This window comes from Streptomyces roseolus, assembly GCF_014649855.1.
Classification (GTDB): Bacteria; Actinomycetota; Actinomycetes; order Streptomycetales; family Streptomycetaceae; genus Streptomyces; species Streptomyces roseolus.
In genome coordinates this window covers 37,766-52,426 of record NZ_BMTV01000014.1, presented here as the reverse complement: position 1 = coordinate 52,426, position 14,661 = coordinate 37,766, and the positions used below count along the sequence as shown (strand labels likewise).

The window sequence follows — 14,661 nt, the reverse complement described above, 5'->3', positions numbered from 1 at the left end:
CGGCGCCGGGGCGAGGAGAGGGCGCCGTGCCCCGAGTCCGCTTCCCCGGAAAGGCCCCGCCCCCATGGAGCACGCCCCCACCGGACAGGATCCCCGAGCCGCGTCGGGCCCCCGGACCGCTGCGGACCACGGAACCGCCGGGGACGCCCGGACCGCTGCGGACCGCGGAACCGCCGAAGACCCCCGAGCCGCTTTGGACCGCCAGGCCCTCCGGGAACTCCTCGCCGCCCAGCGCGACCGCATCGGGGCCTACGCGCGGGCCCGCAGCTCCACGCCGCGTCCCCCGGCCGATCCGGCCGCCGCCCCGCCCGTCCCCGACCCCGTCCCCGCCCCCGTGCAGGAACTGCTCGACGCCTTCCCCGCGGCCGCGCTCCTCGTCCAGCCCGTCGTCGACGCCGACGGCAGGATCACCGACTTCCTCTACCTCACCCAGAACACCCGCGCCGTCGCCTACTCCCGCGCCCACGTCCCGACCGCTTCGGTGCCGCGCTGGTCCGGCCCGGTCCGCCTCTTCGACCGCTTCCCCCTCCTGGAGGACACCGGCCTGCCCCGCATGCTCGCCGACGCCCACCACGAGCGCGCGCCCCAGGGCCCCGAGATCGTGGAGTGGTTCATCCCCCGGGCCGAAGGGCCCCTGGCCCGGCTCAGCAACGACGTGGTCGTGGCCCCCTGCGGCGACCACCTGCTCGTCACGTGGGAACCCGGCCATCGCGTCAGAATGGCCGTCGCCGCGCAGAAGCTCGTCCGCACGTGCTGGGCGGAGTGGAACGTGGCCGACGGCACCGTCGCCCCCTCCCTCGGCTTCGGCCACGTCCTCGGCCTCGCCCCCGGTACCCCCGCCCCCGCCGACCTCCTCGGCCTCGCCGACCTCGTGGTCCCCGACAGCCTCCCCGAGCTCTACCGCCTCCTCTACGACATCTTCCTGCGCAAGCGCCGCTCGGAGTGCGCCCTGCGCCTGAAAGGGGCCTACGAGCACGTCATCCGGGTCGTCGCCGAACCGGCCCGCCCCCGCGGCGGACCGGTCTGGGCCGTCCGCGCCGTCCTCGTCGACATCACCGACGACACCCGCCGCCGCGCCCTGGCCGAGGCCGCCGGCGCGGAGGCCCGTCGCCAGCGCGTCCGCGCGGAGGCCGTCGGCGAGGTCGCCGAGGGCCTCCGCGAGGCCGTCCTCCCCCGCTCGCCGGGCGGGCTCGCCTCCTACGGCATCGACACCGCCGTCGTCTACCGGCCCGACTCCACCCGCTCCGGCGTCGGCGGCGACTGGTACAAGGCCCGCGGGCTCCCCGCCGGACGGCTCCTGCTCGCCCTCGGGGACGCCCGCGGCCACGGACTGGACGCCGTCACCCTCATGGCCAAACTCCGCTACGCCCTCGCCGGCCTCGCCTACACCGACGCCCCCGTCGAACAACTCACCCACTGGCTCAACGACCTGGCCTGCGACGACGGCATCGAGTCGACCGCCACCGCCATCATCGCCCGCTACCACCCCGAGCGCCGCGTGCTCCGCTGGACCTGCGCGGGCCACCCCCTGCCCGTTCTCCTCCGCGACGGCCGCGCCACCACCCTGCCCGCCCCGCCCGGAGGCCCCGGACTCACTCTCGGCGTCCTCTCCGACCAGCCCTACGCGGCCTCGGAGACCCCGCTGGCCGAGGACGACATCGTCCTCCTCTACTCCGACGGCCTGACCGAACGCCGCGACTCCGACCCCGACCGGGACACCGCCCGCCTGCTCGACGCCGCCGGAGACCTCCTGCGCGCCCGCTCCCCCCTCCGCGACCACGCCGGCCTCCAGGAGTACGCCGACGCCCTGGTCGCGAGACTCGACGGCCCGCACCGCTCCGACGACGTCACCCTCCTCGCCCTGCGCCGCACCACCCCCTGACCCGGTGCCGTCGGTCCTCCGGACGCGTGCCTCCTCCCCTCCGCGTCCTCCGCGGAGGAGACCGGCTCAGCAGGTCTCCACGAAGCACATGGCGACGGCGGAGCCGCCCAGGACGAAGAGCGGCGTCACCCGGAGAGCCGGCGCCGGAGGGCCGGGAGCGGTCCGGCGTCACCAGGGTCGGTGGAGCGGTCCCGGCACCGGTGGGAGCGGTCGGCGGCGACTGGCGGTGGTGAGCGTGTCGAGCGCGGCGAACGCCGACCAGGCGGGTACCGCGGTCAAGGTCATGGCGAGCACGGCGACACGCAGCCCGCCGGCGTCGGGAAGCGGACCGCACGGCGTGCCGCCGGGCAGGCAGGACGTCAGCGCCTTCACCAGGGTGATCCACACGAGCGCGCCCGGCAGACCGCAGCCGAGAACGGCCGCCAGGCCGCGCACCAGGCGGAGCGGGGCGTCGTCACGGGTCGCCCACACGGCCGCACCCGCCTCCGCGACGGGCACGCCGACGGACGAGCGTCCGGCCGCCCCGCCGGGGGCCGCGACCGCGTCGCCCGGCGGACCGGAACGCGCCGTCGTGGCGGTGTCCTGGGGAGCCGCGCCCGCGAAGGTGGTGGTGGCAGACCTATGTTCGTCCCACACTGCCGATGCTCCGACCGGCAGCGGAGGATCGCCCGCATGAAGCGATTCACCCATCACACGGTCCTGATCACCGGCGGCACCTCGGGCATGGGCCTCGCCACCGCGCGCCGCCTCCTCGACGAGGGCGCCCACGTCGCCATCACCGGACGCGACGAGGGCCGGCTGGCCGAGGCCGCCGTCGAACTCGACGCAGGAGAACGCCTGCTGACCGTCCGTGCCGACGCCGCGGACCTGGCCGACCTGGATGCTCTGATGCGTCGCGTCGAGGCCTGGCGGGGCAGCCTGGACGTCGTCTTCGCCAACGCCGGCACCGGCGTCTTCAAGCCCAGCGCCGACATCACCGAAGCCGACTTCGACCACTCCACCGACGTCAACTTCAAGGGCGTCTTCTTCACCGTCCAGAAGGCGCTACCGCTGCTGAAGGACGGCGGCGCGATCGTCCTCAACGCCTCCTGGACCCTCTACCGCGGCCTGCCCGTCGCCTCCGTCTACGCGGCGACCAAGGCCGCCGTCCACAACCTGGCCCGCACGCTCGGCTCCGACCTGGCCCCTCGCGGCATCCGCGTCAACTCCGTCAGCCCCGGATACATCGACACCGGCATGTACCGCGGCGCCGACCCCGACCCCGAGGCCGATGCCCGCAACGCGGCGCAGGTGCCGCTCGGCGCCGTCGGCCGTGCCGACCAGGTCGCCGCCGCCGTGGCCTTCCTCGCCTCCGGCGACGCGTCGTACATCACCGGTCAGGACCTGGTGATCGACGGCGGCCTGGTCGGCTCCGTGCCCCACCACTGACGCCGGGGCCGCCCTGTGCCGCGGGACGGCGCAGGCCCGTCCGGCTCGCCGTCAGCGCCACGAGCCCGCGAAGGCTCAGTCGGCCGGGCGCCGCGGGGCGCTCGCCACCCCTGAATCCCGGCCGCTCAGCGTGGCGTCCAGCGTCTCCTGGGCCCGGCGCATCGCCTCCGCGTACTTCGGCTCGGACATGCGCTCCCAGGCTCGGTCCGGTGCGACGTCCTCGACGCGGCTCGTCACCCACCAGATGTTGCCGAACGGGTCCCGCACCCGGCCGCCACGGTCCCCCCACGCACTGTCGGCGACCTCGGTGACCACCTGCGCCCCGTTCGCCACGGCAGCGGCCATGGCGGCGTCCGCGTCCGGGACGTAGACCCGCAGCAGCGAGGGCATCACCGGCCAGTCGGGCCGCCGGTCGAAGGCCAGCACCACCGTGTCGCCGACACGGATCTCACCATGGCCGATGGTGCCGTCCTCGACCGGAACCCTCGCGATCTCCTCGCCGTCGAACGCGGCGGTGACGAAGTCGAGCAGCGCACCGGTGTCATCGGTGACCACCCACGGTGCGACGCTGGTGTAACCCTCGGGTGCGGTGTGCTTCATCGGTCTCTTCCCCTCATGCGTTCCTTCGCGACGCGCCGACCCTAGGGCCCCACGAGGACAGGAGATGACCTATATCGAGCGCGGAATCACGGAGCTGCGGGCGGCCCGGCGGCATCGTGCGGACCGGCGGTGCCGCGCGGACCGGCCCGGTCCGGGTCGACGAGCACGATGACGGCGGACGTGCCTGTCGCGGGTCAGGCCTCGGGGCGCGTGGCCGTGACCACGTAGTAGTCCAGAGCGCCCTCCTGGTAGGCCTTCAGGAAATTGCGGGGCCACGTGCCCGGCTTCCACTGGTCCGACAGCCAGCGGTCCCAGCCCTCCCACACCTCCGGCCCGATGGAGGCGGCCCGCGCGTCGGTCAGACCCGCCCGGGTGAACGCCTCCGTCAGCAGGGTGACGGGTCGGGCGATGTCCAGGCCGTCGGCGTACGTGTCGAGGAGGTCGGCGAGCCGGGCGCCGTGGGCCGGGTCGTCGTCCGGGGTGAAGAAGCTCGCGACGGCCACCCGACCGCCGGGCGCCAGCACCCGGGCCGTCTCCCGGGCGAAGGCGACCAGGTCGTCGAAGTGCTGGGCGGCCTCGACGCTGTGGACACGGTCGAACCCGCCGTCCCCGAAGGGCATGCTCTCCGCCGCGCCACGGACGAACCGGAGCTTCGGCGGAGAGGCGTCCAGCAGAGCCGCGTTGGCCCGGCGGGCGCGGTCCAGCTGCTGCGGGTGGATGTCCATGCCGGTGATGTGCGCCGGGTCGTACTCACGCAGCGCCAGGGCACATCCGACGCCGAGACCGCAGCCGACCTCGAGCAGCCTCCGGCCGGCGAGCGGCCCGGCGGAATCGAGCACGTGCCGGTACAGGTCCTGCTGACTGCGGACCCGGTCGTCGACCGAGATCGGGTCGGCGAGTTCGATCGACCTCCAGTACCCGAAGTTGATGAATCCTCCGGCGAACACCGGGACCGAACTGAGGTCGGCCGGCCCGTACGTCTCGCGGACCGCGGCCCGCATTTCCACCGATTTCGCCACAGGGCGTCACCTCCACGGCAAGTGTGGCGGCCGGGAACCCCCGTGTCGACGGTGCCCCCGGCCACGTCGGCGCTCGGCGGGGAGAGAGGTGGCGGGGGGGCGTCGGCGACGCGGGAGGCCGGGCGGCGGACAGGGCGCCGAGGAGCCGTCCCATGACGCCGGGGGCGCGACGTCCGCGGCCGACGACCTCTCCGGCAACCTCTCCGGCGGACACGGCCGTTCGGACGACGTCGGGGAGGCGGGCGAGGTCGCACCCGTCTCCGCACACGTGCGGGCTGCCGTGGCGGGACGGTGGCGCACGGCCGTCCGGGTGACGGCCGAGCGGGCGGGGCGCGGGCGGTACCGCCTTCTTGGGGGGGAGGCGACGTCGCGCTCGCGGGGCGTGTCCGGGGCCGGGCCTCCGTGAACCGCGGCCGACTCGGCCGGTCCCGCGCCGCACGACCCCGTCGACCGTCCGCGCCATAGGGGAAGGGTGCGGTTCAGGACGAGCGATCCGGACCGGCGGCGGGTCCGCCGCGGCCGGGGCTTCCGCCATCTCGACGCCGACGGTGCTCCCCCGGGCGCGGAGGACCGGGCCGGGGCCGTGGCGCTCGCCCTCCCTCCCGCCTGGCGGGACGCGTGGATCCGCCCCTGGCCCCATGGGCACATCCAGGCCGCCGTCGCGCTCGCCGTCGCGCAGCCGGTGGCGCGGGAGTCCCGGACGGCGCGTGCGAAGGCGGTCCGCCGGGCCGTCCACGAGGTCAGCGAGTACCTCGGCAACACGCCGGCGGTCTGCCGGGCCTCGTACATCGAGCCGCTCGTCATCGAACGCTTCGAGGAGGACGTCGCCGTGGCGCCCGCCCCGCGCCGCCCGGGCGAGGACGGCGGCTACGGGCGCCCGGCGACCCGGGGGCCGGTGGAGCGGGCGGTTCTGCGCCTCCTGGCCTGAACAGCCGGGTCACCGCCCGTCCGTGAGGCGCGCGGTCACGGGCCCTCCGCACCCGTCCGCGGGGCGGAGGCCGGGTTCCCGCGCGCGGTCCTGTCGGGTGAACGGGGCGGCGGCGTCCCCCTCGGGGGCCTCGCCCAGCCGCCGTCGTAGGCCCCTCCGGGGGCGGGAGGTCCGGCCGCTGCGTCCGCTGCGACGGGGGCGGGGTCCGGCGCCGCGCGGCGTGCGCCGTTTCTCAGCGGGTGAGGTGGCGCTGGATCCAGTCGGCCGCCGATCGCCGGAACAGGCGGCGGCTGTCGGCGCGACGGAAGTCGTGGCCCTCACCGCGCAGCAGCAGGAGCTCCGCCTCCAGGCCGCGTGCCCGGGCGGCGCGGACGATCTGCTCGGACTCGCGGGGCGGCACGTTCGTGTCGTGTTCGCCGTGGACCGCGAGGAGGGGGACGCGCAGGGCGTCGACGCGGCTCATCGGCGACAGCGCGCGCAGCAGGGCCAGGTCCCGGTCGGGGTGGCCGTACTTGTGCGCCGCCGACTCCGCCAACCACGGTTCCGTGCCGGCGAAGAAGGTGGCGAAGTCGGACATCCCGCACACCGTGACGCCCGTGCGGAACAGCTCCGGGTGCCAGACGAGGGAGGCGAGGGTGAGGTAACCCCCGTACGAGTGCCCCATGACGGCCAGTCGGCGGGCGTCGGCCAGGCCCCTGCCGATGATGTGGGCCACGCACTCGGCCACGTCGTCGATGGCCGAGAACCGCCCCTCCCCCAGGTCGGCGTCGCGGAAGGTGCGGCCCCAGCCGGAGGAGCCCCTGACGTCGGGCGCGAAGACGTCGAGTCCCCGGCCGGTCAGCTCGTGGTACAGCGGCTCGAAGACCGGGCGCTCCTGCTCCTCCGGGCCGCCGTGCAGATGGACGACGCAGGGCGCCGGTTCGCCGGGGGCGCGGCCCGGGGCCCGGTGGTACCAGCCGGCCAGGCGGAGCCCGTCCCGGCCCGTCGGGCGCAGCCGCACCGGTCGGACGGGGGCCGGCCCGGGGGGCACGGTGTCGGTGTCGCGCGCCGACCAGGGCGTGCGGGTCGGCGGCGCGGTGCCGGGCACGTGCCAGACGCCCGGCCGGCGCTGCGAACCGGACTGGGCGGCGAGCATGCCGTACGGGCCCGCCGGCGCCAGCCGGGTCACCACCTCGTGGGGCAGCTCCACCGCCCGGGGCGGCGCGTGCGGGACGGCGGAGGGCGCCGGTGGCGCGGTTCCGTCCCCCGTCGGCGCGGGGGGCGGTCGGTCGGGGAGGACGACGGTCTCGACCTCGCTGGTGCCCTCGACGTTCCAGGCCAGGGCGGCGCGGCCGGCGTCCAGGAAGGTGAGGAGTTCCAGGTCGTGGGCGTCCCGGTCGAGCACGACCTGGAGGTCGGTGCGCCGGCCCCGGGCGTCCAGGCGCAGGGCAAGAAGGGCGGCGAACTCCCGGTCGTGGTCGCTGCGCAGCCACACCGTCCGGGCGTCGTCGGAGAAACGGCCGATCCACGGGTCTCCGTCGGCGACCGGGAGGACGCACAGGGGGGTGCGGTCCGGGACGCGGACCACCACGGCCTCGCGCCGACCGCGCGGTCCGCGCCGCAGCAGGGCGAGGGTGCCGTCGTGGCTGAGGTCGCAGGTCCGCAGGGTCGCCGCCTCGTCCTCCTCGGCCAGGAGGGCGGGTGCGCGCACCCCGTCGGGGTCGACGAGGTAGGCGCTGAGCCGGTCGCGGACGCGGGCCGGGCCGAGCGTCCGTCCGAGGGCAGGGCCGGGGCCGAGAACAGGGTCAGAGCCAGGGCCGGGGCCGGAACCGAGGCCGGGGCCGGGGCCGGAACCGGGACCGGGGCCGGCGTCGAGCAGAGTCGCGTGCCCGTCGCGCTCGGTCCAGCCCGGGGGGCGCTCGCCCGGCGGCTCGACGACCGCGCCCACGGGCTGGGCGATCGTCACCGCGAGGGCCGAGCCGTCCCGGGCCCAGCAGCCCAGGTAGGCCGAGGAGCCGGGCTCGGCGCCCGCGATGACGCGGCGGCCGGTGCCGTCGGGGCGTACGCACAGGACCCGGGTGTGGCCGCTGCCGCCGGGGGCGGTGGTGTACGCGATCCAGCGGCCGTCCGGCGACCAGGCCACCTCGGTGACGTGGTCCGGTCCGGCGTCCAGGAGCCGTGCCTCCGGGCTGTCCACCGACGCGGTCCACAACTGCGGGCTGCCGCCCCGGTCGCAGATGAAGGCGACGTGCTCGCCACCGGGATCCGCCGTGGGGTACCAGCAGGCGTGGGCCGTCAGACCCGGTGCCGATTCGACCGGGCCCGCGAGGTCGGCCAGCGGCTGGGCGGCCGGGGCCGAGGAGGGGTGGCCGCCGGCCCAGGGGTGCCGGTCGGCACCCCCGGGGCGGTCCCCTTCCGGCCGGAGGCGGTCCTCCCCCGACGGCCCGGGGCGGTCGTCCCTCCCGGGGCGGCCGGCCCCCGGTCGGGCGGCTTCGTCCGCCGCCCTCCGATGGCCTTCCGCCGCCGGGAGGTGGTCTTCCATCAGTCGATTCCGTGCGTCTGCAGCCATATCTCCAGCAAAGCTACTTGCCACAGGGCGTTCGCGCCCCGGTTGGTCCGGTGCTCCTCCGGCGCCTCCAGCAGCGCGGCGACGTAGTCGTCCCGGAAGACGCCCCGGGCGCGGGCCGAGGGCGAGGACAGGGCGTCCCGTACGCGGTCACGGACCGGGGCGGCCATCTGGCGGATGGCCGGAACGGGGAAGTATCCCTTGGGCCGGTCGACGATGTCCCGCGGCAGGACCGTGCGGCCGGCGTCCTTGAGGACGCCCTTGCCTCCCCCGGCCAGCTTGAGGTCCGGGGGGCAGGCGGCGGCGAGTTCGACGAGTTCGTGGTCGAGGAAGGGGACGCGCGCTTCCAGGCCCCAGTCCATCGTCATGTTGTCCACCCTCTTGACCGGGTCGTCGACCAGCATGACGTGCGTCTCCGTGCGGAGCGCGGCGTCCAGCGCCGTCTCGGCGCCGGGGGCCGCCATGTGGGCCTCGACGTACTCCCGGGAGGCGTCGTGGCCGACGAGGACGTGCGGCTGGAGGATGCGGGCGAGTTCCGCGTGCGGCCGGTCGAAGTACACCTCGGCGTACCGGTCGGGTTCGCCGGCGCGGTCGGTCGCGGCGAGGGCGGGGTACCAGTGGTAGCCGGCGAACACCTCGTCGGCGCCCTGCCCGCTCTGCACGACGCTGACCTCCTTCGCCACCAGTTCGGACAGGAGGTGGAAGGCGACGACGTCGTGGCTGGTCATCGGCTCGCTCATGGCGCGCACCGCGCCGTCCAGCGCGGTGGACACGCGGTCGGAGGGCACCATGAGCTGGTGGTGGTCGGTCTCGAAGTGCCGGGCGACCCGGTCGGAGTAGCGGAACTCGTCGCCCTCCTCGCCCGCTTCCGACTCGAATCCCACGCTGAACGTGGCGAGGTCCCGCTGTCCCTCCTCGGCGAGCAGGGCGACGATGAGGCTGGAGTCGAGGCCGCCGGAGAGCAGGACGCCCACCGGGACGTCGGCGACCATCCGGCGGCGTACGGCGGTCCGGAGCGCGGCGAGGACGGCGTCGCGCCAGTCGTCCGCGCCCATGCCGGAGAACTCGGGGCGGCGGGTGTAGGCGGGCTGCCAGTACACGGCGTCGCGGTGGGTGCCGTCGGGTTCCACGACGCGGACGGTGGCGGGCGGCAGTTTGCGCACGCCGGCGAGGACGGTCCGCGGTGCGGGCACCGTCGACTGCAGGCTCATGTAGTGGTGCAGGGCGACGGGGTCCAGGGACGTGTCGACGTCACCGCCGGCGAGGAGCGCCGGGAGGGTCGAGGCGAAGCGCAGCCGTCGGGGCGAGGCCGCCAGGTAGAGGGGCTTGATGCCGAGGCGGTCGCGGGCGAGGACGAGCCGGCCGGTACGGTGCTCCGCCAGCGCGATGGCGAACATGCCGACGAAGTGGGTGACGAAGTCGGTGCCCCACTGCCGGTAGGCCTTGAGGACGACCTCGGTGTCCGAGGTGGTGGCGAAGCGGTGGCCGAGGCCGCCGAGTTCCTCGCGGAGCTGCTGGTAGTTGTAGATGCACCCGTTGAAGACGCAGGTCAGGCCGGCCTCGCTGTCGGTCATGGGCTGGGCGGCGCGCTCGGACAGGTCGATGATCTTCAGTCGCCGGTGTCCGAAGGCGATGGCTCCGAGCGACCACAGTCCGTGGCCGTCGGGGCCCCGGGCCGCCAGGCGGTCGCTCATGCGCTCGACCGCCGCGACGTCCGGCCGCCCGCCGTCGAAGCGGATCTCCCCGCTCAGGCCGCACACGGGCGACCTCCCGGGGCCGGGCGGGCGCCGTCGACGGCGCGGGAAGGGGCGGTATCTCGCATGGTGGCTCCTCGGGTTTCTCGGGTCGGGGCGCGCCGGGGCGCGCCTCGGCGTGGTGAGGGTCGGGTTCGGTCTCAGGGGATGCCCGCGGTCCTCCGCTCCTCGGGCAGGGCCGGCGCCGTGCCGGTGCGGGTGCCGGTGTCCCGGGGTGCGGGGCGGCCGGAAGGCCTCCGGCCGGCACCCCGTGTCTCCGCGGCGAGGTGGTCCACGCCGGCGAGGAGGTCCCCGCCGTACGTCAGCTCGCGCAGCCGCCGGGCGGCGGTGCCGCGGGCGAGCGTCTCCTCCGTCAGGGAGCTGACCGTGTCCCAGTCGCCGCAGTGCTCCAGAGCGGGCCGGAGCCGCCGGAGCAGGCCCCGGACGACGGTCGGGGCGGGCGCGGGGATGCGGGTGGCCGGGTCGACCAGTTCGCCTTCCAGGCCGGACCGGGCGGCGCGCCAGGTGGCGGCCCGCAGCCACTCGTGGTGGCCGTCGCATCCGGAGCGCCCGTGCCGCTCGACGCGGGAACAGGCGTCCACGACGAGGGCCCGGAAGAGCGCCGCGATCAGCACCACGGTCTCGACGCGCGGGCAGGCGTCCGCGATGCGCAGTTCCAGCGTGGGCAGGTGGGCGGAGGGGCGGACGTCGTAGTAGATCATGCCGGGGTCGCTGATGACTCCGGAGGTGACGAGGCCGTCGACGGCGCGGTCGTAGTCGTCCGCGCCGGTGAAGCATCCGGGCGGCCCGGCGGTGGGCCAGCGCTGCCAGACCATGGTGCGCCAGCTCGCGTATCCGGTGTCCTCCCCGAGCCAGTACGGCGAGCTCGCCGACAGCGCGAGGAGGGGCGGCAGCCAGGGGGCGACGACGCACATCGCGCGGACCGCGGTGTCGCGGTCGGGGATGTCGGCGTGGACGTGGGCGCCGCAGATCAGCTGTTCGTCCGCGAGGCGGCGGTACTCCGCCGTCATGCGCCGGTACCGCGGGGTGAGGCCCGTCGGGACCGCCTCGGGCCGTGCGATCGGCACCGTGCCCGCCGCGGCGACGGCGAGGCCCAGGCCCGCCGCGGCCCCGTCGAGCTGTCCACGGGTGGTCCGCAGGTCCGCGAGCAGGCCGTCGAGGGTGGAGTGCACGCCACTGTTGGACTCCACGGCGGACTGGGACAGCTCGGTGGCGAAGGCGTCGCCGTGCCGTGCCAGTCGGCGCAGGACGGCGGCGGCGCGTGGGACGAGTTCCCCGCTCTCGATGTCGAGCACGTGAAACTCTTCCTCGACCCCGATTCTGACGGTCACGGTGGCTCCCTGTGGTCGGGGATGTCGGTGCGGCGGCCCCGGCGGGATCCGCCGGGGAGCCTTGATGCTGGAGCGCCTGCCCTCCCCCGCCGAAACCATGCCCGCCTGCACGTTTGTCGGGTGTCACGCTCAGGGGAGCGCACTGTCGCGTCGGCGGGACGGCGCCGCGCGGCGGGCCCCGGGGCGGTGGGCCCGTGCCCCGGTCCGGCGGGAACGCGCCGGCCGTGGACCGCACGCGGAACCCGGCCCGGACGCTCCGGCCACGTACCACGCTGGCGGCACGGCCGCCTTCACGCCACCCGGCACAAGCCGGGCGGGCGGAAGCCCTCTGTCAGGGCCGCGACACTCTCCGGGGTCGGACGGCGCCCGGAACGGCCCGGCCACCCGGGCGTCGCGCGGAACGGGGGCGGGCGCGCGGCGGGACCCCGAGCCGTCCGTGGCGCAGCTGTCGGCGGGTGCCGGGAGGGAAGGCGTCCGGTGCGCGTCGGCGCCGGGGCGCCCTCTCGTGGTCCCGTGGTCCCGTGGTCCCGTGGTCCCGGCAGCCCTCCACGGCGAGCGCTTCGCCGAGGCGGTGCCGGGCTCTCCACGCGGCGGCGTGGAGACCGTCGGCATGGCCGTGGCGCGCGGCGTCGGTCCCCGCGGGCACCGTACGGGTCGGGGACCGGCACCGTACGTGCCGGGGAGGGGCGACGATCGGCTGTCCTACCGGGACGGCGAGCGGTGACCGACCCGCGTCGCCTCACAGGCCGCGTCCGGTCACCGGCCCGCCTCCTCCTCGGCGCGCCCGTACGCCCGGGCGTCGTCGGACACGCCGGGGCGCAGCAGTACGTCAGCCGCCGTGCAGGCCAGCGCCTCGGCCGCGGCGACCATCACCTCGCGGGCGCGGGGGCCGGCGGCCGCCTCCGCGAACTCCGGCGTGTGATCGGACCCCTCGGGGCCCATGACGGCGACGAAGGGGTGGATGGCGGGAACGCGCGTGCTGACGTTGCCGATGTCCGAGGACCCGAGGTACACGCCCGCCTCCGGTTCGGTGAGCGGGATGCCCGCGCGCCCGAGGTGGTCGGCGAACAGCTCCGACAGCACCTTGTTGTCCCGGAAGTGCTCGTAGCGCCCTCCGACGTCGGCGACCTCGACGCGGGTACGGGTGGCGAGCGCGACGCCCTCGGCGGCGGAGCGCAACTCCCCGACCAGGGCCTCCAGGGCGGTCGTGGTCGCTCCGCGGACCCCGAACATCCCCTCCGCGTAGGCCGGAACGACGTTCGTGGCGCGGCCTCCGTCCGTGATGATCCCCTGGACGTGGCTTCCCGGGGGAAGCCTGCGGTCCAGCACGCCCAGGACGTTGAACAGCTGGATCAGCGCCCCGAGCGCGTCGATCCCCTCCGTGGGGTTGCCGGTGGGGTGCGCCGACCGGCCGTGGAACCCCACCCGTACCTGCGCGCTGGCCGTGAGCGGCGCCCACCTCCAGTCGCGCACCCCGGGATGGAACATCAGAGCCGCGTCGACCCCGTCGAACAGCCCGGCCCGCACTTCCGTGACCTTGCCCCCTCCCCGCTCCTCGGCGGGCGTGCCGACGGCGAGCAGCGTCCCGTCCACGGGGCCGAGCGCGGCCCGCGTCGCGAGGGCCGCCCCGAGCCCCGCGGCGGCGATCAGGTGATGGCCGCAGGCATGGCCGAGCAGCGGCAGGGCGTCGTACTCCATCAGGAGCGCCACGGTGGGTCCGCCCGTGGAGGCGCCGGGCGCCCTTCCGGCGCGCGCGACGAACGCCGTGGGGAGTCCGGCGGCCCCGCGCTCGACCGCGAAGCCCGCCTGTTCGAGTTCGCCGGAGAGGAGGTGGGCGGCCCGGTGTTCCTCGTACGCCGTCTCCGGGTCCTCCCAGAGCGTGCGGGCGACCTCCCACAGGCGGTCGGCACGGGCGGCGACCTCCTGCCTGATGCGGGCGTACGGGGGCGAGACGGTGGATGGCATGCGGGCTCCTCCTCTTCCGCGATGGCGATCGCGTGCTCGCGCGTGCGCTGCGCCTGCCCGCGCGCGGCTCGGTGTAACGGCGTCGACGCGACGGCCTGTGAGCCGCTCCAGGGGTCACGCCTGCCCGACCGGGCCGGGCGCCGGAGGCCACGGAGGGCGAACCGCGCCGGCCGCACGGCGTGCCCGGGAGCGGGCGCCACGCGGGACGGGCGACGGTGCGGCCGGCACCGTCGGGCGCCGACGTCCCACGGCCTCGGCCGAGGCCCTCCCGCGACCGGCGGCCGGCGGCCGGCGACATACTGGAGGTGTGCCCCTTTCGCCCCTTGGTGTGCCGGGACCGCGGCGACGAGCCGGTGAGGCGCTGCTGCGCCGGGTCGCGGGTCCTTCCGCACACGAGAAGCGCACCCGCATCCACGGCACGCCCGGGCCCCGCTGGTTCGCGCCCGAGCGGCCCGTACGGGTCGTGCACGGCGACGCGTCCATGTACATCGGCGGGCTCGCCGCGCTGCTGCTCCAGTCGCTCCACCCCGTGGCCATGGCGGCCGTCTCGGCCCACTCCGGCTTCCAGGGAGACCCCTGGGGCCGGCTCCAGCGCACCAGCACCTTCCTCGCCGTGACCACCTTCGGCACGAGCGAGGACGCCGAACGCGCGGTGCTGCGGGTGCGCCGGGTGCACGAACGCGTCGTCGGGACCTCGCCGGACGGCGTGCCTTACCGGGCCTCCGACCCCCACCTGCTCACCTGGGTGCACGCCGCCGAGGCGTACTGCTTCCTCCGCGCCCACCAGCGGTACGGCCGGCACCCGCTGGGTCCGGACGGACTCGACGGCTACGTGGCCGACATGGCGCACGTCGCGCGGCGGCTCGGTGTGCCACGTCCGCCGGAGACCCGGGACGAACTGGTGAAGTGCCTCGCCGGCTACCGGCCGGAGCTGCGTGCCACGGCGGAGTCGCGTGCCACGGCGCGCTTCCTGCTGGTCCACCCTCCGCTGCCTCGCCCCGTGCTGCTTCCCTACTCCCTGCTCGCCGCCGCGGCGGCGGAGCTGCTGCCGCCGTGGGCCAGGTCCGCGGTCGACCTGCCCGTGGCCACCCGCCTCCTGCTGCCGGTGGCCCGCCCGGGCGGCCGGGCGATCACCGCCGCGATCCGCTGGGCGTCGTCCGCGGTGCCGGTGGTGGAGGCACCACCGTACGGGTCGCCGCCGCCATGAGC

At 76.0% G+C, this 14,661-nt stretch carries 11 protein-coding genes; 4 read left to right on the top strand and 7 right to left on the bottom strand.

The window, feature by feature from the left end; translation table 11 throughout:
• The first annotated feature begins 193 nt into the window (after positions 1 to 193).
• The gene (locus IE245_RS18175) at positions 194 to 1,882 is read left to right on the top strand and encodes a PP2C family protein-serine/threonine phosphatase (protein ID WP_229851355.1); all 1,689 of its coding nucleotides are present in this window, start codon (positions 194 to 196) and stop codon (positions 1,880 to 1,882) included.
• A 168-nt stretch (positions 1,883 to 2,050) separates the two neighbouring features.
• Here IE245_RS18175 and IE245_RS18170 read toward each other — a convergent pair whose 3' ends face one another.
• A complete protein-coding gene (locus IE245_RS18170; protein WP_189948769.1) occupies positions 2,051 to 2,518 on the bottom strand; it encodes a hypothetical protein in 468 nt (155 codons plus the stop codon).
• A gap of 36 nt (positions 2,519 to 2,554) precedes the next feature.
• Here IE245_RS18170 and IE245_RS18165 point away from each other — a divergent pair, with 36 nt between their 5' ends.
• A complete protein-coding gene (locus tag IE245_RS18165; protein WP_189948767.1) occupies positions 2,555 to 3,310 on the top strand; it encodes an SDR family oxidoreductase in 756 nt (251 codons plus the stop codon).
• Between the two features lie 75 nt (positions 3,311 to 3,385).
• Here the strand turns inward: IE245_RS18165 and IE245_RS18160 are convergent, their stop codons facing one another.
• Positions 3,386 to 3,910, bottom strand: coding sequence for a VOC family protein (locus IE245_RS18160; RefSeq protein ID WP_189948765.1), 525 nt, complete (start codon positions 3,908 to 3,910; stop codon positions 3,386 to 3,388).
• Positions 3,911 to 4,104: 194 nt separating this feature from the next.
• Positions 4,105 to 4,929 (bottom strand): class I SAM-dependent methyltransferase, encoded by an 825-nt coding sequence (locus IE245_RS18155; RefSeq protein ID WP_308436618.1) that lies wholly within the window; start codon positions 4,927 to 4,929, stop codon positions 4,105 to 4,107.
• 472 nt (positions 4,930 to 5,401) lie between these two features.
• Between IE245_RS18155 and IE245_RS37945 the strand changes: the two genes are divergently transcribed.
• Positions 5,402 to 5,857 (top strand): DNA topoisomerase IB-related protein, encoded by a 456-nt coding sequence (locus IE245_RS37945; RefSeq protein WP_189948763.1) that lies wholly within the window; start codon positions 5,402 to 5,404, stop codon positions 5,855 to 5,857.
• A 232-nt stretch (positions 5,858 to 6,089) separates the two neighbouring features.
• On the opposite strand, the gene IE245_RS18145 is transcribed toward IE245_RS37945, so the two are convergent.
• The 4 genes from IE245_RS18145 to IE245_RS18130 all read right to left on the bottom strand — a co-directional run bounded on the left by IE245_RS18145 (position 6,090) and on the right by IE245_RS18130 (position 13,452).
• On the bottom strand, positions 6,090 to 8,378 hold the full coding sequence (locus tag IE245_RS18145; RefSeq protein WP_189948761.1) for an alpha/beta fold hydrolase: 2,289 nt from the start codon (positions 8,376 to 8,378) through the stop codon (positions 6,090 to 6,092).
• On the bottom strand, positions 8,378 to 10,162 hold the full coding sequence (locus IE245_RS18140) for an N-acetylglutaminylglutamine amidotransferase (RefSeq protein WP_189948754.1): 1,785 nt from the start codon (positions 10,160 to 10,162) through the stop codon (positions 8,378 to 8,380). The genes IE245_RS18145 and IE245_RS18140 overlap by 1 nt, the downstream gene beginning before the upstream one ends.
• A 134-nt stretch (positions 10,163 to 10,296) precedes the next feature.
• The gene (locus IE245_RS18135) at positions 10,297 to 11,487 is read right to left on the bottom strand and encodes a carboxylate-amine ligase (protein ID WP_229851354.1); all 1,191 of its coding nucleotides are present in this window, start codon (positions 11,485 to 11,487) and stop codon (positions 10,297 to 10,299) included.
• Between the two features lie 756 nt (positions 11,488 to 12,243).
• Positions 12,244 to 13,452 carry an amidohydrolase gene (locus IE245_RS18130; RefSeq protein ID WP_189948748.1) on the bottom strand — a complete coding sequence of 403 codons (1,209 nt, stop codon included), beginning with the start codon at positions 13,450 to 13,452 and terminating at the stop codon, positions 12,244 to 12,246.
• Positions 13,453 to 13,759: 307 nt separating this feature from the next.
• On the opposite strand from IE245_RS18130, the gene IE245_RS18125 reads away from it, so the two are divergent.
• Positions 13,760 to 14,659: an oxygenase MpaB family protein gene (locus tag IE245_RS18125; RefSeq protein ID WP_229851353.1), complete on the top strand. Its 900-nt coding sequence runs from the start codon at positions 13,760 to 13,762 to the stop codon at positions 14,657 to 14,659.
• Positions 14,660 to 14,661: the final 2 nt, after the last annotated feature.

Excerpts from the sequence above, each read along its gene's own strand:
- IE245_RS18165 (WP_189948767.1), top strand. The coding sequence starts at position 2,555 with ATGAAGCGATTCACCCATCACACGGTCCTGATCACCGGCGGCACCTCG.
- IE245_RS18160 (WP_189948765.1), bottom strand. The coding sequence starts at position 3,910 with ATGAAGCACACCGCACCCGAGGGTTACACCAGCGTCGCACCGTGGGTG.
- IE245_RS18145 (WP_189948761.1), bottom strand. The coding sequence starts at position 8,378 with ATGGAAGACCACCTCCCGGCGGCGGAAGGCCATCGGAGGGCGGCGGAC.
- IE245_RS18130 (WP_189948748.1), bottom strand. The coding sequence starts at position 13,452 with ATGCCATCCACCGTCTCGCCCCCGTACGCCCGCATCAGGCAGGAGGTC.